22 protein-coding genes and 1 tRNA gene are annotated in these 21,637 nt (G+C 56.8%); 14 read left to right on the forward strand and 9 right to left on the reverse strand.

What is annotated here, in order from left to right:
* Window positions 1–118 precede the first annotated feature (118 nt).
* The 6 genes from ihfB (at window position 119) to AC2FH6_RS20885 (ending at window position 4,747) form a co-directional block, all read left to right on the forward strand.
* Window positions 119–403 carry an integration host factor subunit beta gene (gene ihfB, locus AC2FH6_RS20860; protein ID WP_037310872.1) on the forward strand — a complete coding sequence of 95 codons (285 nt, stop codon included), beginning with the start codon at window positions 119–121 and terminating at the stop codon, window positions 401–403.
* Window positions 404–409: 6 nt separating this feature from the next.
* On the forward strand, window positions 410–760 hold the full coding sequence (locus AC2FH6_RS20865; protein ID WP_271951622.1) for a lipopolysaccharide assembly protein LapA domain-containing protein: 351 nt from the start codon (window positions 410–412) through the stop codon (window positions 758–760).
* Between the two features lie 8 nt (window positions 761–768).
* A complete protein-coding gene (locus tag AC2FH6_RS20870; RefSeq protein ID WP_496703554.1) occupies window positions 769–1,419 on the forward strand; it encodes a phosphoribosylanthranilate isomerase in 651 nt (216 codons plus the stop codon).
* Window positions 1,420–1,511: 92 nt separating this feature from the next.
* Window positions 1,512–2,759, forward strand: coding sequence for a tryptophan synthase subunit beta (gene trpB, locus AC2FH6_RS20875; protein WP_281973469.1), 1,248 nt, complete (start codon window positions 1,512–1,514; stop codon window positions 2,757–2,759).
* 366 nt (window positions 2,760–3,125) lie between these two features.
* Window positions 3,126–3,200: transfer RNA gene (locus AC2FH6_RS20880), tRNA-Asn, on the forward strand.
* Between the two features lie 401 nt (window positions 3,201–3,601).
* Window positions 3,602–4,747: a slipin family protein gene (locus tag AC2FH6_RS20885; protein ID WP_496704107.1), complete on the forward strand. Its 1,146-nt coding sequence runs from the start codon at window positions 3,602–3,604 to the stop codon at window positions 4,745–4,747.
* Window positions 4,748–4,789: 42 nt separating this feature from the next.
* Here the strand turns inward: AC2FH6_RS20885 and AC2FH6_RS20890 are convergent, their stop codons facing one another.
* The 7 genes from AC2FH6_RS20890 to AC2FH6_RS20920 form a co-directional block, all read right to left on the reverse strand.
* Complete coding sequence (locus tag AC2FH6_RS20890; RefSeq protein ID WP_142639459.1) at window positions 4,790–5,164, reverse strand: DUF2237 family protein; 375 nt, start codon at window positions 5,162–5,164, stop codon at window positions 4,790–4,792.
* 9 nt (window positions 5,165–5,173) lie between these two features.
* The gene (locus AC2FH6_RS20895) at window positions 5,174–6,337 is read right to left on the reverse strand and encodes a serine hydrolase domain-containing protein (protein ID WP_496703561.1); all 1,164 of its coding nucleotides are present in this window, start codon (window positions 6,335–6,337) and stop codon (window positions 5,174–5,176) included.
* Window positions 6,338–6,418: 81 nt separating this feature from the next.
* Window positions 6,419–7,099, reverse strand: a complete 681-nt coding sequence (pth, locus tag AC2FH6_RS20900) for an aminoacyl-tRNA hydrolase (RefSeq protein WP_496704108.1) — start codon at window positions 7,097–7,099, stop codon at window positions 6,419–6,421.
* Between the two features lie 137 nt (window positions 7,100–7,236).
* Window positions 7,237–7,890 (reverse strand): 50S ribosomal protein L25/general stress protein Ctc, encoded by a 654-nt coding sequence (locus AC2FH6_RS20905; RefSeq protein ID WP_142639464.1) that lies wholly within the window; start codon window positions 7,888–7,890, stop codon window positions 7,237–7,239.
* 243 nt (window positions 7,891–8,133) lie between these two features.
* Window positions 8,134–9,300 (reverse strand): alpha-hydroxy acid oxidase, encoded by a 1,167-nt coding sequence (locus AC2FH6_RS20910; protein ID WP_282022282.1) that lies wholly within the window; start codon window positions 9,298–9,300, stop codon window positions 8,134–8,136.
* Window positions 9,301–9,452: 152 nt separating this feature from the next.
* Complete coding sequence (gene trpA, locus AC2FH6_RS20915) at window positions 9,453–10,244, reverse strand: tryptophan synthase subunit alpha (protein WP_142639469.1); 792 nt, start codon at window positions 10,242–10,244, stop codon at window positions 9,453–9,455.
* Between the two features lie 78 nt (window positions 10,245–10,322).
* Window positions 10,323–10,808, reverse strand: coding sequence for an acyloxyacyl hydrolase (locus AC2FH6_RS20920; protein WP_142639471.1), 486 nt, complete (start codon window positions 10,806–10,808; stop codon window positions 10,323–10,325).
* A 194-nt stretch (window positions 10,809–11,002) separates the two neighbouring features.
* Between AC2FH6_RS20920 and ychF the strand changes: the two genes are divergently transcribed.
* A complete protein-coding gene (ychF, locus tag AC2FH6_RS20925; protein ID WP_271951604.1) occupies window positions 11,003–12,100 on the forward strand; it encodes a redox-regulated ATPase YchF in 1,098 nt (365 codons plus the stop codon).
* Window positions 12,101–12,111: 11 nt separating this feature from the next.
* A complete protein-coding gene (locus AC2FH6_RS20930) occupies window positions 12,112–12,615 on the forward strand; it encodes a GNAT family N-acetyltransferase (protein WP_496704109.1) in 504 nt (167 codons plus the stop codon).
* 62 nt (window positions 12,616–12,677) lie between these two features.
* Here AC2FH6_RS20930 and AC2FH6_RS20935 read toward each other — a convergent pair whose 3' ends face one another.
* A complete protein-coding gene (locus AC2FH6_RS20935; RefSeq protein ID WP_496704110.1) occupies window positions 12,678–14,303 on the reverse strand; it encodes a GMC family oxidoreductase in 1,626 nt (541 codons plus the stop codon).
* Between the two features lie 103 nt (window positions 14,304–14,406).
* On the opposite strand from AC2FH6_RS20935, the gene AC2FH6_RS20940 reads away from it, so the two are divergent.
* The gene (locus AC2FH6_RS20940) at window positions 14,407–15,285 is read left to right on the forward strand and encodes a LysR substrate-binding domain-containing protein (protein WP_496704111.1); all 879 of its coding nucleotides are present in this window, start codon (window positions 14,407–14,409) and stop codon (window positions 15,283–15,285) included.
* A gap of 4 nt (window positions 15,286–15,289) precedes the next feature.
* Here AC2FH6_RS20940 and AC2FH6_RS20945 read toward each other — a convergent pair whose 3' ends face one another.
* Entirely contained in the window at window positions 15,290–15,859 is a 570-nt protein-coding gene (locus AC2FH6_RS20945; RefSeq protein ID WP_282022285.1) for a helix-turn-helix domain-containing protein, read from the reverse strand.
* 180 nt (window positions 15,860–16,039) lie between these two features.
* Here AC2FH6_RS20945 and glyA point away from each other — a divergent pair, with 180 nt between their 5' ends.
* The 5 genes from glyA (at window position 16,040) to AC2FH6_RS20970 (ending at window position 21,544) form a co-directional block, all read left to right on the forward strand.
* Window positions 16,040–17,293 (forward strand): serine hydroxymethyltransferase, encoded by a 1,254-nt coding sequence (gene glyA, locus AC2FH6_RS20950; protein ID WP_496704112.1) that lies wholly within the window; start codon window positions 16,040–16,042, stop codon window positions 17,291–17,293.
* Between the two features lie 9 nt (window positions 17,294–17,302).
* A complete protein-coding gene (lpdA, locus tag AC2FH6_RS20955; protein ID WP_281995890.1) occupies window positions 17,303–18,685 on the forward strand; it encodes a dihydrolipoyl dehydrogenase in 1,383 nt (460 codons plus the stop codon).
* A gap of 14 nt (window positions 18,686–18,699) precedes the next feature.
* Window positions 18,700–19,644, forward strand: coding sequence for a lipoyl synthase (gene lipA, locus AC2FH6_RS20960; RefSeq protein ID WP_281995889.1), 945 nt, complete (start codon window positions 18,700–18,702; stop codon window positions 19,642–19,644).
* A gap of 25 nt (window positions 19,645–19,669) precedes the next feature.
* Complete coding sequence (locus tag AC2FH6_RS20965) at window positions 19,670–21,043, forward strand: alanine/glycine:cation symporter family protein (RefSeq protein WP_282022286.1); 1,374 nt, start codon at window positions 19,670–19,672, stop codon at window positions 21,041–21,043.
* 78 nt (window positions 21,044–21,121) lie between these two features.
* The gene (locus AC2FH6_RS20970) at window positions 21,122–21,544 is read left to right on the forward strand and encodes a universal stress protein (protein ID WP_282022287.1); all 423 of its coding nucleotides are present in this window, start codon (window positions 21,122–21,124) and stop codon (window positions 21,542–21,544) included.
* Window positions 21,545–21,637 lie beyond the last annotated feature (93 nt).

Consider the following 21,637-nt stretch of genomic DNA (forward strand, 5'->3'; position numbering starts at 1 on the left):
ACTTAACTGTAATTTTCAGCCTTTGCCCGCAGAGTTTACGTTCCCCCGAACCCAGTTTTTTCCTATACTGTTCAGAATAATAGGCATGGTTAACCGGTCGCCTGGGAGGGTAACGCACATGATCCGTTCAGAACTGATTCAGAAAATCGCCGACGAGAACCCGCATCTTTATCAGCGTGACGTCGAGCGAATCGTGAATACCGTGTTCGAAGAAGTAACGGATGCGATGGCGCGAGGGGATCGGGTTGAACTGAGAGGCTTCGGGGCGTTTTCAGTGAAACAGCGCGATGCCCGTGTGGGTCGTAACCCGCGCACCGGCGAAACTGTGCAGGTCGAAGAAAAATGTGTTCCGTTTTTCAAAACTGGCAAGTTGCTAAGGGACCGGTTGAACGGTAAAGCCTAGGCCATGATGCGCTACCTTCGATATGCTTTTCTCGCGGTCCTCGGGATCGTCTTGATTTCAGTCTCTCTGGCCAACCGCGAAGCGGTTGAGCTGACGCTTATTCCCTCGGCTATAGCCGATTTGCTTGGCTTCAATTTCAGCGCCTCGTTGCCGCTGTTCGTGGTGGTTCTGGGTGGCATCGTCGCTGGCCTGGTCATTGGCTTTCTTTGGGAATGGCTGCGCGAGCACAAGCACCGCCGCGATGCTACCGCCAGCAAAGGTGAAGTGCGCAAGCTTGAGCGTGAGGTCAAGAAGCTCAAGAAAGCGCAGAACGAAGGACAGGACGAAGTTCTCGCCCTGTTGGATGAGGCCAGCTGAGGCCCGGAATGTCGGATGTAGCGGTTAAAATCTGCGGCCTGACTGCACCAGATCACGTGCGCGCAGCAGCTGATGCGGGTGCACGGTATCTTGGTTTCAACTTCTTTCCGAAATCGCCTCGATATGTTTCGCCTCAACAGGCAGCAGCTTTGTTCGAGCATGTCCCCGTTGGGGTTGCAAAGGTCGCCTTGGTTGTGAACGCCACGGATGAGTTGTTGGACAGTATCACCGCAGTCGCCCCTTTTGACATGTTGCAGCTGCATGGCTCAGAATCTGTCGAGCGGGTGCAGGAAATCAAGGCGCGCTATGGGTTGCCTGTTATCAAGGTGGTTGGTGTTGCAGATGCCGAAGACCTGGCCGACATTGATACTTATTGCGATGTTGCCGATCAGTTGCTGATAGATGCCAAGGCGCCAAAGAGCTCGGTTCTGCCGGGTGGAAACGGGCTGGCGTTTGACTGGCGTTTGCTGGCTGGGCGCAAATACTGGCGCAAGCCCTGGATGCTGGCCGGTGGGTTGAACCCCGGCAATGTGGCCGAGGCCATCCGTATGACGGGCGCGCGTCAGGTCGATGTCGCCTCGGGCGTGGAAAGTGCACCGGGCATCAAGGATGCCGCGATGGTTCGTGCGTTTGTAGACGCTGCAATTCGGGCCGGCTGAGGTATCACATCTAAGGATTCCCATGTGCGTTTTGCCATGGCAAATCCCGCCGCTACCTCCTATGAACAACGGGTACGACGATGGAGACACCCATGGCCAACGATCTTTTCAATTCCTTCATGTCCGGCCCAGACGAGCAGGGCCGTTTCGGCATTTTCGGCGGGCGTTTTGTCAGCGAAACGCTGATGCCGCTGATCCTGGCGCTGGAAGAGGAATATGAAAAGGCCAAGGACGATGCCACATTTTGGGCCGAGATGGACGATCTGTGGGCCAACTATGTGGGACGCCCCTCGCCATTATATTATGCCGAACGCCTGACCGAGCATCTGGGTGGCGCCAAAATCTATCTGAAGCGCGATGAGCTGAACCACACCGGCGCGCACAAGATCAATAACGTATTGGGCCAGATCATTCTGGCGCGGCGCATGGGCAAGACCCGGATCATTGCCGAGACCGGCGCCGGACAGCATGGCGTGGCCACAGCCACCGTTTGCGCCAAGTTCGGTTTGAAATGCGTGGTCTATATGGGCGCGCATGATGTGCAGCGACAGGCCCCGAACGTGTTCCGCATGCGCCTGCTGGGGGCCGAAGTGATCCCTGTGACGTCAGGTCGTGGCACATTGAAAGACGCGATGAACGATGCGTTACGTGACTGGGTGACCAACGTGCGCGATACGTTTTATTGCATCGGTACAGTTGCTGGCCCGCACCCGTATCCGGCGATGGTGCGCGACTTTCAGTCGATCATCGGCAAGGAAGCAAAGGAACAGATGCACAAGGCCGAGGGCCGTTTACCCGACACGCTCATCGCCGCCATCGGTGGTGGATCGAACGCAATGGGTCTGTTCTATCCGTTCCTGGATGATAAATCCGTCAACATCATCGGTGTCGAAGCCGGTGGTAAGGGCGTGAACGACAAGATGGAACATTGCGCCTCGCTGACCGGCGGCCGCCCCGGTGTTCTGCATGGCAACCGCACCTATCTGCTGCAGGATGATGACGGGCAAATCCTCGAAGGATACTCGATCTCGGCTGGTCTGGATTACCCGGGCATTGGCCCTGAACATTCATGGCTGAATGATATCGGCCGCGCGCAATATGTGTCGATCACCGACAAAGAGGCGCTTGAGGCGTTCCAGCTTTGCTGTGCAACCGAAGGCATCATCCCGGCGCTTGAACCTAGCCATGCGCTGGCTCATGTGATGAAGATCGCGCCGGATCTGCCCAAGGATCACCTGATCTGCATGAATATGTGTGGACGTGGTGACAAGGATGTTCAGACCGTGGCGAAATATCTGAACTTCGACATGTCGGATACCGAAGGTCGCAGCGCCGATTGACCAGGCGGTAAAATTTGAAATTTCTGACAAAAGCTGTGTGCCTTTGAACGGTGTGCAGCTTTGGTTTCCAGCCTGCGGCTTTTCGAATGTTGCGCAGCTGGGTAATTTTGTTGCGCACCCGCCACAGGTGCATTTCCACCTCTCAGAATATCATTGAGCGAATCCTGCCTCTTCGCCTAAACCCGCCGTTACCGGTCAAAACGGGCCGGACCCTAGCGAGCAGAGGTGATCACTCTCTCGGTGCGGACGGCGCTGCCGAAACCGTATGCCAGGGCCGAAACCGGGGATTGGTACATGCTTTGTAGCTCAGGTGGAAGAGCGGCAGATGGCAAGTCTGTGAGCGAAGGTTCGACTCCTTCCAAAGCTCCAAATGTAGCTCATTCTGGTTAGAGCAATCGACTGTTAATCGATGTGTAGCGGGTTCGAGTCCCGCCATTTGAACAAACGCTGTTAGGTCAGCACCGGCCTTCAACGCCGGTCCGTGAAAACGGTCCAAATCATTAAGATCCGGGTGTTCCCCAGCAGGGGTGGCACCGCGCTACGTCAGGCTTTGGCCGGGCGGGGCAGGGGTCTTCGCTGCTCTGGTCTTGGGCCGGAGGGCAGATGACGGTGTCGCCGGATTGACGCCCCGCTTGATCCCTTGGGAACAGGCGGCGCATTGGTCCCGCGCCCCTCTCTCTGACCCTCTCGCAAAAGGGCACGGCGCGGGGGATGCCCGGTCTTTCACAGCCTTTATCCGAAGGCTTCACACCTGTCACCCAATCGGGGTGCAACCCACTGAAAACATGAAAAGGAGTTCGCTTTTGCGACGACGATAGAGCGAGATGAAAAGGAGAAATGAAATGATACTATTCCAAGATCTGATCGACCGGCTGACCGGTCATCAACGGCTGACCCTGACCGAGACCCAGCGGGTGCTGGTTTTGCGCAAGGGGGTAATTGACACCATCCTCGGCCCCGGGAAACACCGGCTGCCACGCAGGGATGTGCTGACCGAGCTGCACGATCTGGAGGCTCTCTTTTTCGTGTCGCCCTATGAGCGGGCGCTGATGCAGAACCGGCTCGAACTGGCCGAGGCGCACCTGACCGAGTTTCGGGCAGGGCCCGACGAGGTTCTGGTTCTGCTTCGGGATGGCGTGCCCGCTCGAGTGCTGATTCCCGAAGTACGGGCGCTAGTTTGGAAGGATGCCGGCCCCTGGGCCGTTGAGCAACACGCGCTGACCGAGTCCATGGTTGTGCACAAAGCGGTCGCGCAGCGGCTGGTTCGGGTAGGGCTGCAGATGCACCTGACGCGGGTCGAGATTGCCGAAGGGCATGTCGGTTTGCTGACGGTGGATGGCGTGCTGGTGGATCGGCTGAACCCCGGCGCTCATGCCTTCTGGAAGGTGGGCCGGAACGTCGAGGTCAAGCAGATCGACCTGCGGCAACGAACCCATGAGGTAACGGGTCAAGAGATACTGACCAAGGACCGGGTGACCATCCGGGTCAACCTCAGCGCCGATTACCGGGTCGTCGATCCGGTCAAGGCGATGGGGGCGGTGAAGGATTTTGATCAGGCCCTGCACCGGGCCCTGCAACTGGCGTTCCGGAAGACCCTTGGGTCGATGACGCTTGACCGGCTACTTGCCGAGAAGGTGGGCGTTGACATCGAGGCTGCGGATCGGGTGCGGACACAAATGGCCGGGATCGGCATCGAAGTGGGTGAGATCGCGTTGAAAGACGTCATCCTGCCCGGCGAGATGCGCGAAATCCTGACCGCCGTAGTCGCTGCCGAGAAACAGGCCGAGGCCAACGTCATCCGGCGGAGGGAAGAAACCAACGCCACGCGGTCTTTGCTGAACACCGCGAAAGTGATGGCGGAAAACCCGGTGATGCTGCGACTGAAAGAGCTGGAAGCGCTGGAAACCATCGCCGGCAAGGTCGAGCGGCTGACGGTTCATAACGGAACCGAGGGTCTGATGTCTGACCTTGTGAAATTGCGGGATTGATCCCGAATAAGGGCCGGTCCGGGTGATCCCGGGCCGGTCTGCCTAGTCCTGAACCGCGTGTTGGTTGAGAATGCGCAGAGGCACGATGTCCAGCGCCCGTTGATGTGTCGCCTCAAGATGAACCTTGGGCGCGCATCCTTCGTCGTGGGCTTGCAGGAAGCGACCCGCACATAAACACCAGCTGTCACCGGCACGCAGCCCTGGAAAATTAAACTCGGGGCGCGGCGTGCTGAGGTCATTGCCGACATATTTCGAATAGGCCAGAAACTCGACCGTCATTACCGCGCAAACCGTGTGGCTGCCCTGATCCTCGGGGCAGGTATTGCAGGCGCCATCGCGAAAGAACCCGGTCAGCGGATCGCGGGAGCAAGGGGCGAGCACGCCCCCCAGAACATTTATGCTTTCCTGTTTCTGCATAAGAGCATCTTACAGGCTTTGCGCAATCTTGCGGAACATTTCTATGTTGATCTCATTCACGCCAGGGTCTCGAAACTTGCGATCGGCTCCGGTGGACACGATCAGAACCCCGCGCGGCTGGTCGAAATAGATATACTGACCATAGACGCCGCGGGCCATGAACTCGCCCTCATGCGCGCCCACGGGAATCCACCACTGATATCCATAGCCGATCTTGCCCGATGCGGTCGGGGCACTGGGCAGGACCGAAGCGGCGATCCATTCAGCCGGTACCAGTTGCTGCCCATCATGAACCCCGTTTTGCAGGATCATCTGACCGAAACGCGCATAGTCGCGGGTGGTGAAATTCAAGCCCCCCAGAACAAAGGCAACTCCGGCCCCGTCGGTCACGTAATAGCCATCCCGCTCCAGCCCAAGCGGCTGTACAATGCGCTCTGTAAGCAGTTCGGCCACGCTGCGACCGGTTGCTCCTCGGACCACCATACCGATAACATGGGTGTCGATTGACACGTATTTCCAGGTTTCTCCGGGTGTTGCGAAACTGTCTTGCAGCGAGGCGGCAAAATCGTCCAGTTCTCGGCCTAAGGCGACCACTCGACCCATCCGGTTGATGTCAGAATTGTAATCCAGATAATCCTCGTTGAAGGTCACACCGCTGGCCATGTTCAACACGTTGCGGATCGTCGTACCATCATAGGCCGTGCCTTGCAGTTTGGGTACGTATTGCACGACAGGATCGTCCAATGAGGCGATTGCGCCTTCGTCCAGCAATATGCCGAACAATGCAGAAAGATAGCTTTTGGCAACCGACCACGAAATGCGTCGATCGTCTGGTGTGGTGCCCAGATAGTATTCCTCAAACCGGATCTGCCCGCCCTGCATCACAAGCAAGGATGTGACCGACCGGTCTTCGATCCATTGATCCGTGCCTGCTGGCAGGTCAAACCCGGGCCCGTAAGGCAATTCCCATGTGGCCCCATCCCCACGCGGCAAGTTGACGGTTTTGAAAGCTGCATCCATATGCGAGAAGTTGTGAACGATCTTTTCGGGGGAAAACAATGAGTTCACCGCCATCAAGCGTTGAATTTCCTCGCGTTTCCAGAACCCGACAACGGCGGCTGCCAGCACAAGCATCAGCGCGATACGCAGCACCCATTTAAACAAAGCTCTCATTTGTCGCCTCCCATGATTGCCGGTATTGGAGCCTGCCCGGGAAAATTCCGCAATCCGGACGTAGGGGCAACGGCAAGGGCGCTATTTGAACTTGTCCATCAGCTTCTGCATGGCTGACCTGCTGTCCTCGGCGGGTTCGGTAATCGTCTGGGCCGTTGGTTTTGGGTGCTCGGACGGTGACTTGGACGAACGTGGCGGTGCCGTTCGCTGGGCAACGGCGTTCATGAACTTACCGCCATCGCCATTGGCCAGGTGCCTTGCGCCATCCGCAACGCCGCGCAGGACATCTTCCAACCAGTCGTTGTCAGCCTTCGCGAAATCGCCCAAGACATATGGCGAAACCAATTCTTTCCGCCCGGGATGACCGATCCCAAGGCGCACCCGATCATAGGCTGGGCTGATATGTTCGTGGATCGACCGAAGCCCGTTGTGACCGGCATGGCCTCCGCCTGCCTTGACGCGGACCTTACCGGGCGCCAGATCCAATTCATCATGTAGGACAGTGACGTCGGTCGAATCCAACTTGTAAAACCGCATGGCCTCGCCCACCGATTGACCGGACCGGTTCATGAAGGTCTGAGGCTTGATAAGCAAAACCTTTTCTTGACCCAGCCGCCCTTCGGCGATTTCGGCCTGAAATTTGGATTTCCAAGGACCAAAGCCGCAATCCTCGGCGATCCGGTCAACGGCCATAAAGCCAATATTGTGCCGGTTTCGAGCATATTTTGATCCGGGATTTCCCAGGCCGACAAACAGCTTCATCGTCATGTCCTTGTCTCAAGCGCGATATCGCAACTGGTTGATGGCACGGATCGGGGCCGATTTTCCAGCCCAATGGGCAAAAGAAAACGGGACCCCGATGGGGCCCCGTCACAAAAACCGAAACTTTGGATCCGGCCTTATTCTTCTTCGCTTCCGACGACTTCGACTTCATCGGGTGCAACATCACCCTCTTCGCCCTCTTCGTCATCGCTTGTAGCCAGGCCGGTTGGGGCCGAGATGTTGGCGATCACAAAGTCACGGTCGATGGTCGGCTTGGTGCCAGCAGGCAGATCGACCGACGAGATGGTGACAACGTCGTTGATGTTCAGACCGGTCAGATCAACGGTGATCTTCTCAGGAATCTCACCAGCGGTACACATCAGCTCGACCTCAGGACGGACAACGGTCAGAACGCCGCCTTTCTTGATGCCGGGGGCCTCTTCCTCGTTGATGAAATCAACCGGAATAAACAGTGCGATCTTGGTGGTCCGACGCAGGCGCATCAGGTCCAGGTGGGTCGGCAGGTCTTTGACAACGTCACGCTGAACGTCGCGGCAGATGACGCGAACGTCTTCCTGGCCTTCAACCTTCAGGTTCCACAATGTCGACTTGAACCGGCCCGCTTTCAGGCGCTTGAACAGTTCGTTGAACGGGATCTGGATCGGCAGCGGCTCTTTGTCGCCACCAAAAACAATGCCCGGAACCATGCCGTCGCGGCGTGCCTGACGAGCGGCGCCCTTGCCTGTCCCCGTCCGTTCCAGAGCTACGAGATCAGGAATCTCTCCAGCCATGATATTTCTCCAATGTTAGGGCGGGTATCCTCCAAGGCTGTATACCCGCGTGAAGCCGCGTCCTTAGCTTGATTCATTGAGTTTGGAAAGGGGTTTTTGCAGCTCGTCTATTTTGCGAGGCTCTGTCCCGCGCTCCGAGGTATTTTCGGCCAGATGAAGCAGGGAATCCTTACTTCAACTGGCTCTAAATATCTCGGGGGAGGCGGCCAAACGGCGACAAGGACAGAGCCCCCATGCGCGCGATCAATCTGTCCAGCTCCCTCCGAAGTCTTTCGGGACAAGCAAATTGTGCCGGCCCAGATCGCTCACATTGCGTTCACCGCAAAGTGCCATGGTCGTATCAAGTTCTTTCTGAATGATCTCAAGTGCCGTGGTCACGCCTTTCTGGCCCATTGCGCCAAGACCGTAAACAAAGGCGCGCCCGATAAAGGTGCCCTTCGCGCCAAGTGCCAGTGCTTTCAGAACGTCCTGGCCAGATCGGATGCCACTGTCCAGATGCACTTCGATGTCGTTCCCGACAGCGTCCATAATCTCGGGCAGGACACGAATGGAACTGAGCGCCCCGTCCAACTGGCGTCCGCCGTGGTTTGAAACCACGATGGCATCGGCGCCCAGCTTGGCGGCCATCTTGGCATCCTCGGAATCCAGGATACCTTTGAGGATCACCTTGCCGCCCCATTGGTTCATCAGCTTTTCAACCTTGCCCCAATCCAGGCTGGGGTCGAATTGTTCCGCCGTCCATGTGCCCAGCGATCTTGTATCAGTGATATTATCAACATGGCCAACAATATTGCCGAAGTTCCGCCGTTTGGCGCCTAACATTTCGATGCCCCAGGTCCATTTTGTCATCAGATTGGCGATGGTCTTGGGCGTCAGCTTTGGCGGCGCGGACAGACCATTCTTTAGGTCCTTGTGGCGCTGCCCGAGTATTTGCAAGTCCAGGGTGATCACAAGGGCCGAACATTTTGCATCCTTGGCGCGTTGGATCAGCCGAGAGACATAGTCCTGATCCTTCATGGTGTAGAGTTGGAACCAGAAGGGCGCAGTGGTGTTCTCGGCCACCTCCTCGATAGAATTGATTGACATCGTGGACAGGGTAAAGGGGACGCCAAAAGCCTCGGCTGCTTTGGCGGCTTTGATCTCACCATCCGCGTGCTGCATGCCGGTCAGACCAACGGGGGCAAGGGCAACAGGCATGGTAACATCCTGTCCGATCATCTGCGACGCCGTCGTGCGCCCGGTCATATCAACCGCTACCCGCTGGCGCAGGCGGATATCTTCGAAATCCGAGCTGTTGTCGCGAAAGGTCTGCTCGGTCCAGCTGCCGCTTTCGGCATAGTCAAAGAACATGCGCGGGACGCGTCGTTCATAGATGTGTTTGAGGTCTTGGATATTGGTGATGACGGGCATGAGATGCGGCTTTCGAAAGATTGGTCCTTTTTCTTTACCAATTTTTCGAAAGCCTCGCAACGCCACGTTTCTGTGCGCAACGTTAGGTGCAATAGAAAAACCGCAGCCGGGTTGCGCCGACTGCGGTCAAGATTGCGAAACCGGTCGTTGGATCAGGCCGAATGTGCCCCATCTGCCAGCGATTTGACAAAATCCAGAACTTCACCAACCGACTTCCCGGCGGCGATCTGGCTGACAATGGCCGAGCCGACCACAGCGCCATCGGCAACAGTTGCGATTGCCCGCGATTTTTCCGGGGTATTGATTCCAAAGCCCACGATCACTGGCAAATCCGTGGCGGATTTGATCCGAGAGACCTCGGGGCCTACATTCGTGGCCTGGGCTTCGGCTGCACCTGTGATCCCCGTGATCGAGACGTAATACACAAATCCCGAAGTGTTCTGAAGAACGCGCGGAAGCCGTTTGTCATCCGTTGTCGGCGTGGCGAGGCGGATAAAATTCAATCCAGCCGCCTGTGCAGGCAGACAAAGTTCGTCATCTTCTTCGGGAGGCAGGTCAACGACGATCAGGCCGTCGATGCCAGCCTCAGTAGCGTCCGCCAGAAACCTTTCCACACCGCGGCTGTAGATGGGATTGTAATACCCCATTAGCACAATAGGCGTTGTATCATCCGTTTCCCGAAAAGCACGTGCAAGATCCAGTGTGCGTTGCAGGGTCATCCCGCCCTCTAGGGCGCGTTGTCCTGCTGCCTGGATGGTCGGACCATCCGCCATTGGGTCGGTGAACGGCAGCCCAAGTTCGATCACGTCGACACCGGCACCGGGCAAGCCCCTGACGATCTCAAGCGAGGTGTCGAAATCGGGGTCACCGGCCATGATGTAGGATACGAAGGCCTTTTTGCCCTCGGCCTTGAGGGCGGCGAACTTGGCGTCGATACGGGTCATCTGCGGTCCTTGCATACGGATTTGAACCTGATGTGCAGAAACTTTGCACGGAAATCAATCCCGCCGCGCCAGATTGCTTCAGAACCCGTAGTGATAACGCATGAACACTGAGTTGACGCCGGGATTGAAACTGTCCGTGCTCGCGTTCGAATTATGGGTGATGGCCAGCGAGAGCTTGTTTCCGTTTTCCAGGGCATATCCAATTCCGAAAAGGCTGCGGATCTGGAAATTTCCGCCGAGATCATTGTCATCATTTGAGGCGTTGTAGTAGCCAGGCATCACGCTGGCCTCTGCGAACCACCGGTCAGAGATCGTATAGAGACCGACCAAACCGGCGCCAATATGCGTGTCGGCATCTGCATCCACCGTCAGAGCCACACCCCAGCCAGCACTGAGGCGCGTGGCTTCGTGAAACGGGCTGTGCTGATATTCCAGTGACACGACCGCCTGATCATTGCTGCTGGTGTGGGTGAAATCCGCATATCCTGCTCCCAATACGATGGACTGCCCGTGTGCCATGGTCGTGGTGGCCAGCAAAGTGCTCATTAAGAAAAGTGTTTTCATCTCGGTACTTCTTGGTTTTCTCAACTCCCTGTCAGTTGGTGACGTGGCAGTGGCAGAATCAAGTATTCGAAGTACACGTTTGATTAACAGATAAGTGATGTTGCAACTGGGACTCGACCTGTTGCCGCCGTCTGGGTTGCGCATTTGCCCGGACGTGAATAGAAGACGCCGTCGTATCGCTTCAGGAGGCCGAGATGGGCTTTAAAATGGGAATCGTGGGTTTGCCGAATGTGGGCAAGTCAACTCTCTTCAATGCGCTGACCAAGACAGCGGCTGCTCAGGCGGCGAATTTCCCGTTCTGCACCATTGAACCCAATGTGGGTGATGTGGCCGTGCCCGATGACCGGCTGGACAAGCTGGCGGCGATTGCAAGTTCAAAGCAGATCATCCCGACGCGAATGACGTTTGTGGATATCGCGGGCCTGGTAAAGGGCGCGTCAAAGGGCGAGGGGTTGGGCAACCAGTTTCTGGCCAACATCCGTGAGACTGACGCCATCGCTCATGTGTTGCGCTGCTTCGAAGATGGTGATGTGACCCATGTCGATGGCCGCGTCGATCCCGTGGCGGATGCCGATACGATTGAGACCGAACTGATGCTGGCCGATCTGGAAAGCATCGAAAAGCGCCGTGCCAATCTGGTGCGCAAGCTGAAGGGCAACGACAAAGAGGCACAGCAACAGGAACGTTTGCTTGCCGAAGCGCAGGCCATGCTGGAAGACGGCAAACCCGCGCGTCTGGTCGAAGTTAGCGACGAAGACGACAAGGCGTGGAAGATGCTGCAACTGCTGACCACCAAACCGGTTCTCTATGTCTGCAACGTCTCGGAAGAAGAGGCCGCCGAGGGCAATGAATATTCAGCCCGTGTGGCTGAAATGGCCGCAGCGCAAGGCAACTCGCACGTCATTATCAGTGCCAAGATCGAAGAAGAGATTAGCCTGCTGGAAGAGGACGAAGCGCAGATGTTCCTCGAGGAAATGGGGCTGGAAGAGCCAGGTCTCGACCGTCTGATCCGCGCAGGCTACGACCTGCTGAAGCTGGAAACCTATTTCACCGTCGGCCCGAAAGAGGCCCGCGCCTGGACCATCCGCACCGGCACCGCCGCGCCGCAGGCAGCTGGCGTCATCCATGGCGATTTCGAAAAGGGTTTCATCCGTGCTGAAACGATCGCGTATGACGACTATATTACGGCAAACGGAGAGCAAGGCGCCAAAGAAGCGGGCAAGATGCGGGCCGAAGGCAAGGGCTATGTCGTCAAGGATGGCGATGTGATGCACTTCTTGTTTAATACTTAAGCGCCTTGGCATTGCGAACTGCAGAAAAGTCAGATGCCTCCAGTATCGCTGCCATCTCGATTGAGGTTTGGATCGGAACCTACCTCAAACATGGTGTCAGTGGGATTTTTGCAGATTTCGCCTTGTCGGAATTCACGGCAAGCAAAGTATTAGAACAGATTCAAAACCCGGATGAATTCATTCTGGTGTCCGACAATAATCAGGGGATTGACGGGTTCATCCGTGTTTCCCCTGCACGCATCGCCCCTGTTTCCGGGTGGTGGGGCATGGAGATATCGACATTCTACGTCCAGCCGCGCCATCACGGAAAAGGTATCGGAAGTCGTCTTTTGGCAGCCGCGCTGGAACATTGCCGGGATCAGGGGGCAGACGTGGTCTGGCTGATGACCAATGCTGAGAACACCTCGGCCATCAAGTTCTATCTGGCCAAGGGTTTTGAGTTCATTGGAGAGACCCACTTTCAGATCGACGATCAGAAGTATTTGAACAACGTCTATGCGTTGCACTTTTCCTGATCAGGGAAAGAGGCCCCTTTCCAGACCAAATATTCTGTAAGATGGTCTTCTTTCCTTCTGCTTCAAGCGTTCATGCGCTTTGTGGCATCTTCCAGAATGAGGTCCGCGCCGCGCGCGGCCAGCATCATCACAGGCGCATTGGTGTTGCCTGAGGTGATGCTTGGAAACGAGGACGCGTCGACCACCCTAAGGCCTGCCACCCCATGCACCCGCAGTCGAGAATCCAGAACTGAATCCTGTTCCGATGTCCCCATGCGACATGTACAGCTTGGATGAAATATAGTTCCGGCGTTGGTGCGGAAATTCTCTAACATCTGGTCGTCATTCATCCGCGTAACATCTGGTTCTATCCTGGTCCGCGTAACACTGCGGATCGCCTCAGTGTGCGCCAGTTTCTGTAACACCCGACCCGCTTTGATAGCCATGTCGCAGTCATGGTTTGTGGAGAGAGAGTTCGGTTGGATGGCGGGTGAATCCATGGGATCTGCCGAACGGATGTTGATCTCCCCTCTGCTTGTCGGCCTGCAGGGCTGGGCGCACAGAAGAAAGCCTGCTTCGGTATCAACGCCCGGCTGTCCTTTGGTGTCGGTCTTATAGGACATCGGATTGCAATAGATTTGCATATCAGCAAATTCGGCGGTTTCGTCCGAACGCACAAAGCCGCTGACCTGGTTGACGGGGACGCTGAGTGGCCCGCTGCGGGTCAACAGATAACGAATACCGGACAACATCTGTCCCAACCGATTGCCAAGCGTATTATTCAATGTCGGCTCGGTCGCATGAAAGAATTGGGATATGCCAAGATGATCCTGCAATCCCTGTCCAACCTGCGACAGGTTTTGGCGCACTTTGATGCCGTGCCTTTTCAACAGGTTCGCAGGCCCGATCCCCGAAAGCTGCAAGAGCTGTGGCGAATTTACGGCTCCGGCAGACAGGATGACTTCACGGATCGCGAAGGACGTGACCACCTGACCCCCAACGTGATAGCGGACACCGGTGGCTTTGCCCTGATCCAGAATGACGTTCTGCACCAGAGCATTGGATACCACCCGCAGATTGCTGCGTTTCAGGGCAGGGCGCAGGAACGCGGCTGCTGATGACCAGCGGCGGCCGTTTTTGACAGTACTGCGCAGCCTCATCATTCCTTCGGCGTCCTGACCGTTCAGATTGTCAGAAATATGCCAGCCCATCTGCCGTGAGGCCTCCAGAAAGTGGCGCGAAAACGGGTGCATGCCCTCACTGACATCGCTGACCACGAGAGGGCCGCCCTCGGAGGAAGGTGTTTGGCCTCTTTCGACATGGGTCTCGATCGCCTCATAGGTCTGGCGTACTGTTTCCCAGTTCCAACCCTCTGCGCCTGCCTTGGCCCAGTCATCAAAATCATGCGAGAGGCCGCGCAGATAGGCCATGGCGTTGATCGAGCTTGATCCGCCAATAACCCGCCCGCGCGGCCAATAGGCCTGACGGTTGTTCAACCCGGGATCAGCCTGGGCCGAGTAACACCAGTTCACCTTGGGATCGTTGAAGGTTTTGCCGTATCCCAGCGGTACATTGATCCAGAAACGGCGATCGGTTCCACCGGCTTCTATCAGCAACACTTTATGGCTGCCACACGCGCTCAGCTTATTTGCCAGCACGCAGCCGGCAGATCCGGCGCCCACGATGATATAGTCGAAGGTCTGCGTCATCTCGAACCGTTCTGGGTAATTGGCCCCATGATTTGCACGCAATGATTGTCAATACAAACAATGTATATTACCCATTAGACATAATTTTCATTGAAGGTAGGAAATGGCGAAACTGCCCCATGTCACCTGGTTGCGGGCTTTTGAAGTTGCCGCGCGTCACAACAGTTTCTCTGCGGCAGCAGAAGAGCTGGGGCTGACATCAGCCGCCGTCAGTCAACAGATACGGTTGTTAGAGAAGCATCTAAACGTATCCCTGTTCGAACGCTTGCCGCGCGGGGTTGCCCTGACCGAAATCGGGCGGGCCTATGCGATGCCGGTTCAAAAGACGTTCTCCGAGTTGAGAGACGCAACCAGCGGCCTTTTCACCAATTCCCGCAGGCGGGTGGTCAAAATACGGGCCTCCATCTCATGTGCGGGGCTGGTAATCGCACCAAGACTGGCTGAGTTTGAAGACCTGCACCCCGACATCAAAGTGGACCTCTCCACGTTCGTCTGGGCGAACCGGTTTGGAGAGGAAGAAAGCGATATTGATATCCGGTTCGGCTATGGTGACTGGGATGACGGGATCGTCTCGCATCTGGGCCATGAATGTGCGGTGCCGGTCTGCCATCCCGATTATGCGGCATCTTTTGGCGCAGATCTGAGCATTCAAAATCTGGCTCAGGGCCGGGTCGTCACAATCAAAGGGTCCGAGAATGACTGGATGAGATTGTCCGATCAATACACGCTCAATTTGGGCGCGCCCTCCAGAACGCTTCGAATGGATTCGTCACTTTTGGCTCTGCAGGCCGTCACGGCGGGGCAGGGCGCGGCCATGGTATTAGAGAGCTTTGCCCATGAGTACATTAAGCAGGGTTTGCTGGTGGCACCCTTTGATTACCGTCTACCCATTCAGCCTTCGCACTATCTGGTTAAACGCAAAGGCGCTGAAGACCGTATCGAGGTACAGGTTTTCGCAAGTTGGGTGACGTCACTCTATTAGCGGGCTATTCCAGCGATACCCATAGCACACGGGCATCTTCGGTACTGGTTGAAATACAGCCGTGCCCCATTCCACTGTCATAATAGAGCGAGTCCCCGGCTTTCATCGGCAGCGGACGGTAGTGTTCCGACACAAAAGTCAGCTCTCCGCTGAGGACAAACATGAACTCTTCTCCAGAATGGCGAATCCAGTTATCAAATTCGGAAATGTCGCGCGCCTTGATTGTCGCGATATAGGGCAGCATCCGTTTGCTGGTCAGCTCTGAACACAGCAACTCATGGATATATGTGGAGGTGTCCTTGATCTCACCGTCGCCCTTGGGCGTATAATCGCGACGGCCTGATATACCCGATTGACCGGACTGCAGAAACAGCTGCGGTGTACTGAGGTCAAGCGCCTGTGTGAGCCGCCGAACAATATCAAAGCTGGGCTTTGTCTGGTTGTTTTCGATTTTTGACAGGGTTGATCGACCGATCCCGGCAGCACGACCGGCTTCTTCCAATGTCCAGCCTTTTGCACGGCGCGCGTCGCGGATCGAGCGGCCCAGAGCCATACCCTCGTCCTGATCGTCCATTCCGGAAACATCCGTTAAATTCTCTTCTGCCACGTGAAATCCCCCTGTTTTATCGATGCTTGCATAATTTCCAATCAAAATCAAATTTACCATTGTAAGAAAAATGTTGCCTTAAGGATGAAAATTCCACTATAGGAAACAAAGTTTCGCAATTTGGATTCGGAACCGTGGGAGGAGACCATGTTTAAAACGTCGCTGGCTGAGGCCGATCCGGTAATCTCTGCGTCGATTTCCCGTGAGGGTGCCCGTCAGGCGGATCAGATCGAACTGATCGCATCTGAAAACATCGTCTCGCAGGCGGTGATTGATGCGCAGGGGTCTGTGCTGACCAACAAATACGCCGAAGGGTATCCCGGTCGCCGGTATTACGGTGGCTGCGAATATGTCGACGAGGTCGAATCCGAAGCTATCGAGCGGTTGAAGAAACTGTTTGGGTGCGAATACGCAAACGTACAACCTCATTCCGGTGCTCAGGCGAATGGAGCGGTCAAGCTGGCGCTGCTTAGCCCCGGTGACACGATATTGGGAATGTCGCTGGATGCTGGCGGGCACCTGACCCACGGCGCGAAACCCGCGCAATCGGGCAAATGGTTCCGTCCGGTGCAATACGGTCTGAACGATGCCGGGCTGATTGATTATGATCAGGTCGAGGCATTGGCAGAAGCTGAGAAGCCCAAGCTGATCATCGCGGGCGCATCGGCCTATTCGCAGAAAATCGACTTTGCGCGCTTTCGGGCAATCGCTGACAAGGTTGGGGCCTGGCTGCTGGCAGATATGGCGCATATCGCGGGGCTGGTGGCGACTGGGCTGCATCCGTCGCCTGTTGGGCACGCTCATGTGGTGACGTCGACCACTCATAAGACCCTACGTGGACCACGCGGCGGGATCATCCTGACCAATGATGAAACACTGGCCAAAAAGATCAACTCGGCTGTGTTTCCGGGTCTGCAGGGTGGCCCGCTGATGCATGTGATCGCGGGCAAGGCCGTAGCCTTTGGTGAAGCTTTGAAGCCTGAGTTCAAAACCTACATGCAGCGCGTAGTCGACAGCGCGGCGGCTTTGGCGAATGTGATGATGGCGCGAGGCTGTGACATCGTTTCTGGCGGAACCGAGAACCATCTGATGTTGGTCGATCTGCGCCCCATCGGCGTGACCGGCAAAGATGCCGAAGCCGCGCTTGAGCGTGCAGGTTTTACTTGCAACAAAAACAGTGTTCCCGGCGATCCGAAAAAGCCAACGATTACCAGTGGTATTCGTCTGGGCACCGCTGCCGGATGCAGCCGTGGATTTGGCCCCGAAGAGTTTACGACGATCGGTCATCTGATTGGCAACGTGCTGGACGCTTTGGCTCAGTCTTCTGACGGGGATGCGACCGTCGAAAAAGAAACTCGTGAAAAAGTCCGCGCCCTGTGCGCGAGCCATCCGATCTATTGAGGTTAAATCATGAGCACCTATGACCTGATCGTTATTGGCGGTGGCCCCGGCGGATATGTAGCGGCCATTCGTGCCGCTCAGCTGGGCATGAATGTCGCTTGCGTCGAGGGGCGGGGTGCTCTTGGCGGGACCTGTCTGAATGTGGGGTGCATACCCTCCAAAGCGTTGCTGACCTCCTCGGCCAAATATGCCGAGATCAGCCATCTCTCCTCCCATGGCATTGAGGTCGAGGGGGCCAGCATCGACATCGGCGCGATGATGGGGCGCAAGGACAAGATCGTTGGTGACCTGACCAAAGGGATCGGATTCCTGTTCAAAAAGAACGGTATCGACCTGATCGAAGGTTGGGCCAGTATTCCGGCTGCAGGGCAGGTTCAGGTCGGCGACACGATCCATGAGGCAAAGAACATCCTGATCGCCACCGGGTCCGAGCCCACCTCGCTGCCGGGGATTGAGATTGACGAGCAAGATATCCTCAGCTCAACCGGGGCGATTGCGCTGGACACCGTGCCGGATCATCTGGTGGTGATCGGTGCCGGTGTCATCGGATTGGAACTGGGTCAGGTCTGGGCGCGTCTGGGTGCCAAAGTCACGGTGGTTGAATATCTCGACCGTGTTCTGCCCGGCATTGATGGAGAGATCGCCAAGCTGGCACAGCGCGCCCTGTCAAAGCGCGGGCTGAAATTCCAACTGGGCAGGGCGCTGAAATCGGTCGGGAAAACCGACGCGGGCCTGTCCCTGATCGTGGACCGAGTTGGCAAGGACAAGGAAGAAGTGATCGAGGCCGACAAGGTCCTGATCGCTGTAGGCCGCCGCCCTGTGACGCGCGGACTAGGGTTGGACGCGCTTGGCGTTGCCCTGAGCGCGCGCGGCTTCATCGAGGTTGATGGCACATTCCAAACCTCGGTCCCCGGCATCTATGCAATCGGTGACTGTGTGCCCGGACCAATGCTGGCGCATAAGGCCGAAGAAGACGGCGTCGCCTGTGTCGAAATCCTGGCCGGTCAGGCCGGGCATGTGGATTACAACACCGTTCCGGGCGTGGTTTACACCGACCCCGAGGTCGCCTCGGTCGGTTTGACCGAGGAGGCGCTGAAAGAGGCTGGCACTGACTACGCGGTCGGCAAGTTCGCCTTCATGGCAAATTCGCGCGCGCGCTCGACCGGCGAAACCGACGGTGCGGTCAAGGTGCTGGCCGATCCCAGCGGCAAGATCCTCGGTGCGCATATCTGCGGCTCGCATGGCGGCGACCTGATTGCCGAGCTGGTTCTGGCCATGACCAAAGGCGCAACAGTTGCTGAAGTTGCCGCAACCTGTCATGCGCACCCTGCCATGGGCGAGGCGGTCAAAGAGGCCTGCCTTGACGCCCTGGGCCGTGCGATTCACGCTTAACGAGGATCAGCCAGATGACCATCCAGCTTCGCCCTCGTCACCCGGAAAAAGCCAAAAAGGCTGACAGTGTCATTCCGCGTAAACCGAAATGGATTCGGAAGAAACGGGTTGAAAGCGCAGAATATTACGAAACCCGCCGCCTGATGCGTGACCATAATCTGGCTACCGTTTGCGAAGAGGCTGCTTGCCCAAATATCGGCGAATGCTGGTCCAAGCGCCACGCGACCATGATGATCATGGGCGAGGTCTGTACCCGCGGCTGTTCCTTCTGCAACGTTGCCACTGGCCGCCCCGACGCTCTGGACCAGTTCGAACCCGGCCGTGTGGCCGTTGCGGTGAAAAAGTTGGGCCTGCGTCATGTCGTGATCACCTCGGTTGACCGGGATGATCTGGCTGATGGCGGCGCTGAACATATTGCCCAAACCATCCGTGCTGTGCGCCACCAGAATCCCGGCACAACGGTAGAAGTTCTGACCCCCGACTTTCTGGGCAAAGGGGACGCGGCCGATCTGGTATTTGCGGCCGCCCCCGACGTATTCAATCACAATCTCGAAACGGTTCCGCATCTGTATCCTACAGTGCGTCCGGGCGCGCGGTATTACACTTCGCTGCGTCTGTTGGACGATGCCAAGCGCGCCAACCCCGAGATCTTTACCAAATCCGGCCTGATGGTCGGGCTGGGTGAAAGCCTTGGCGATGTGCGGCAGGTGATGGATGACCTGCGCGCCGCGAATGTCGATTTTCTGACAGTGGGGCAATACCTGCAGCCGACCGCAAAACATCACCCGATTGACCGGTTCTGGACACCGGAAGAATTCGCCCAGCTTGAGCAGATCGCACGCTCAAAGGGCTTTCTGCACGTGTCAGCCACGCCGCTGACCCGTTCGTCGTTCCACGCGGACGAAGACTTTGCCGCCCTCAAGCAAGCTCGCCAACGGGCGATTGCTGCCGGGGCATAATCCAAACGCGCTAGGGAGGAATACCATGGAAGCGTTAAATTCAATCGTAGGGGCCATCAATGGCGTCGTGTGGGGGCCGCTGATGCTGGTCCTCATTCTTGGCGTTGGCTTCTTCCTGCAGGTGGGGCTGAAATTCATGCCGATCCTGCGTATCGGCACGGGCTTTAAGCTGCTGTTTGCCGGTCGAGAAAGTCAGGGCGATGGGCAGATCAGCCCGTTCAACGCACTGATGACGTCGCTGTCGGCGACCATTGGTACGGGTAACATCGCCGGTGTTGCTACTGCTGTCTTCCTGGGCGGTCCGGGCGCTTTGTTCTGGATGTGGATGACCGCCCTGGTGGGCATGGCCACCAAATATGCCGAGGCTGTTCTGGCGGTGAAATACCGTGAGAAGGACGAGCTGGGCAACTTTGTCGGTGGTCCGATGTACTACATCAAGAACGGTCTGGGTGCGAAATGGGCCTGGCTGGGTGTTGCATTTGCCCTGTTCGGCGCAGTTGCAGCCTTTGGTATCGGCAACGGTGTGCAAGCCAATGGTGTTGCACAGGTTCTCGAAGCCAATTTCGGCCTGAATACCTCGGTCACCGGTGTGGTGCTGATGGTTCTGACCGCCGCTGTAATCCTGGGTGGTATCACGCGTATCGGTGCCGTTGCCGGTAAACTGGTTCCGTTCATGGCGATTGCCTATATCATCGCGGGTCTGCTGGTTCTGCTGATCAATATCGGTGAAATCGGCAATGCTGTGTCGTTGGTCTTCACCTACGCCTTCACACCCTCGGCCGCCGAAGGTGGCTTTGCGGGCGCCGCCGTTTGGGCCGCCATTCGCTTTGGTGTGGCACGCGGTGTCTTTTCGAACGAAGCCGGTCTGGGTTCCGCCCCGATCGCGCACGCAGCAGCCGAAACCAAAGGTCCGGTAAACCAGGGCCTGATCGCGATGCTGGGAACGTTCATCGACACTATCATCGTCTGCTCGATCACCGGTTTGGCAATCATCGCCTCGGGTGCGTGGACCACGGGTGAATCCGGTGCCGCGTTGACTTCGGCCGCCTTCGAAATGTCGTTGCCGGGCATTGGTGGCTACTTGATCGCCATTGCGCTGTCGATCTTTGCCTTTACCACCATCCTCGGTTGGTCGTTCTATGGCGAAAAATGCGTCGAGTTCCTGTTGGGTGTGAAATCTTTGGTGCCATACCGCGTCTTGTGGATTATCATGATCTACTTTGGTGCAACCGCGGATCTGGGTTTCATCTGGCTGCTGGCTGACACGCTGAACGCCATGATGGCCATCCCGAACCTGATCGCCCTGGCCTTGCTGAGCCCCATCGTCTTCAAACTGACGAAAGAGTTCTTTGCCTCCGGTGGCAAGTCTGAAGAGCCGGGTGGCACGCCTGCCGAATAAACCGGGCACTGAAAACCTACGGGGGGCCATTCCGGCCCCCCGACTTGAAACAGAATTCCTATTTCGAGGAGAGGCGTGATGGCCACGAAAATCCTGCTGCCGATTGATCACTCTGACGACCGTTCCTGGAAACAGGCATTGCCGGTCGCATTGGAACAGGCGAAATTCTACGGTGCCGAACTGCACGCGGTCGCCGTCATCCCCGAGATCATCCAGCTTCCGAACCTGCCTGCCAATTATGGCGCGGGCGCCAGAGAACATGTGCGCAACGCGGTTCAGACCATTTTGGACAATGGTGGCGCCGCGGGCGTAGCTGTCCATGTCCAAGAGGGCAGCGTCTACCGCGAAATTCTGAAGTTCGCTCACAAAGAGAGCTTCGACATGATCGTCATGGCGTCGACCAAGGGCGATTTCCCGAATTATGAAATTGGTCCGAACCTGGCACGCGTGGTGCGCAATGCGCATTGCACCGTCATGGTTGTTCGTGACCAGTCCCGCTGATCGAAAGGTACCTGAAATGACGGATATTAGGCGCACGCCTTTGCATGGTTTGCATGTTGAGTTGGGTGGGAAGTTGGTTGATTTTGCGGGCTG

The sequence above is a fragment of the Ruegeria sp. CDSC045 genome (assembly GCF_059610725.1).

Bases quoted from the DNA above. Each gene is read 5' to 3' on its own strand.
- ihfB (WP_037310872.1), top strand. From the start codon at position 119: ATGATCCGTTCAGAACTGATTCAGAAAATCGCCGACGAGAACCCGCAT.
- AC2FH6_RS20865 (WP_271951622.1), top strand. From the start codon at position 410: ATGCGCTACCTTCGATATGCTTTTCTCGCGGTCCTCGGGATCGTCTTG.
- AC2FH6_RS20870 (WP_496703554.1), top strand. From the start codon at position 769: ATGTCGGATGTAGCGGTTAAAATCTGCGGCCTGACTGCACCAGATCAC.
- trpB (WP_281973469.1), top strand. From the start codon at position 1,512: ATGGCCAACGATCTTTTCAATTCCTTCATGTCCGGCCCAGACGAGCAG.
- AC2FH6_RS20885 (WP_496704107.1), top strand. From the start codon at position 3,602: ATGATACTATTCCAAGATCTGATCGACCGGCTGACCGGTCATCAACGG.
- AC2FH6_RS20890 (WP_142639459.1), bottom strand. From the start codon at position 5,164: ATGCAGAAACAGGAAAGCATAAATGTTCTGGGGGGCGTGCTCGCCCCT.
- AC2FH6_RS20895 (WP_496703561.1), bottom strand. From the start codon at position 6,337: ATGAGAGCTTTGTTTAAATGGGTGCTGCGTATCGCGCTGATGCTTGTG.
- pth (WP_496704108.1), bottom strand. From the start codon at position 7,099: ATGAAGCTGTTTGTCGGCCTGGGAAATCCCGGATCAAAATATGCTCGA.
- AC2FH6_RS20905 (WP_142639464.1), bottom strand. From the start codon at position 7,890: ATGGCTGGAGAGATTCCTGATCTCGTAGCTCTGGAACGGACGGGGACA.
- AC2FH6_RS20910 (WP_282022282.1), bottom strand. From the start codon at position 9,300: ATGCCCGTCATCACCAATATCCAAGACCTCAAACACATCTATGAACGA.
- trpA (WP_142639469.1), bottom strand. From the start codon at position 10,244: ATGACCCGTATCGACGCCAAGTTCGCCGCCCTCAAGGCCGAGGGCAAA.
- AC2FH6_RS20920 (WP_142639471.1), bottom strand. From the start codon at position 10,808: ATGAAAACACTTTTCTTAATGAGCACTTTGCTGGCCACCACGACCATG.
- ychF (WP_271951604.1), top strand. From the start codon at position 11,003: ATGGGCTTTAAAATGGGAATCGTGGGTTTGCCGAATGTGGGCAAGTCA.
- AC2FH6_RS20935 (WP_496704110.1), bottom strand. From the start codon at position 14,303: ATGACGCAGACCTTCGACTATATCATCGTGGGCGCCGGATCTGCCGGC.
- AC2FH6_RS20940 (WP_496704111.1), top strand. From the start codon at position 14,407: ATGGCGAAACTGCCCCATGTCACCTGGTTGCGGGCTTTTGAAGTTGCC.
- AC2FH6_RS20945 (WP_282022285.1), bottom strand. From the start codon at position 15,859: ATGGACGATCAGGACGAGGGTATGGCTCTGGGCCGCTCGATCCGCGAC.
- glyA (WP_496704112.1), top strand. From the start codon at position 16,040: ATGTTTAAAACGTCGCTGGCTGAGGCCGATCCGGTAATCTCTGCGTCG.
- lpdA (WP_281995890.1), top strand. From the start codon at position 17,303: ATGAGCACCTATGACCTGATCGTTATTGGCGGTGGCCCCGGCGGATAT.
- lipA (WP_281995889.1), top strand. From the start codon at position 18,700: ATGACCATCCAGCTTCGCCCTCGTCACCCGGAAAAAGCCAAAAAGGCT.
- AC2FH6_RS20965 (WP_282022286.1), top strand. From the start codon at position 19,670: ATGGAAGCGTTAAATTCAATCGTAGGGGCCATCAATGGCGTCGTGTGG.
- AC2FH6_RS20970 (WP_282022287.1), top strand. From the start codon at position 21,122: ATGGCCACGAAAATCCTGCTGCCGATTGATCACTCTGACGACCGTTCC.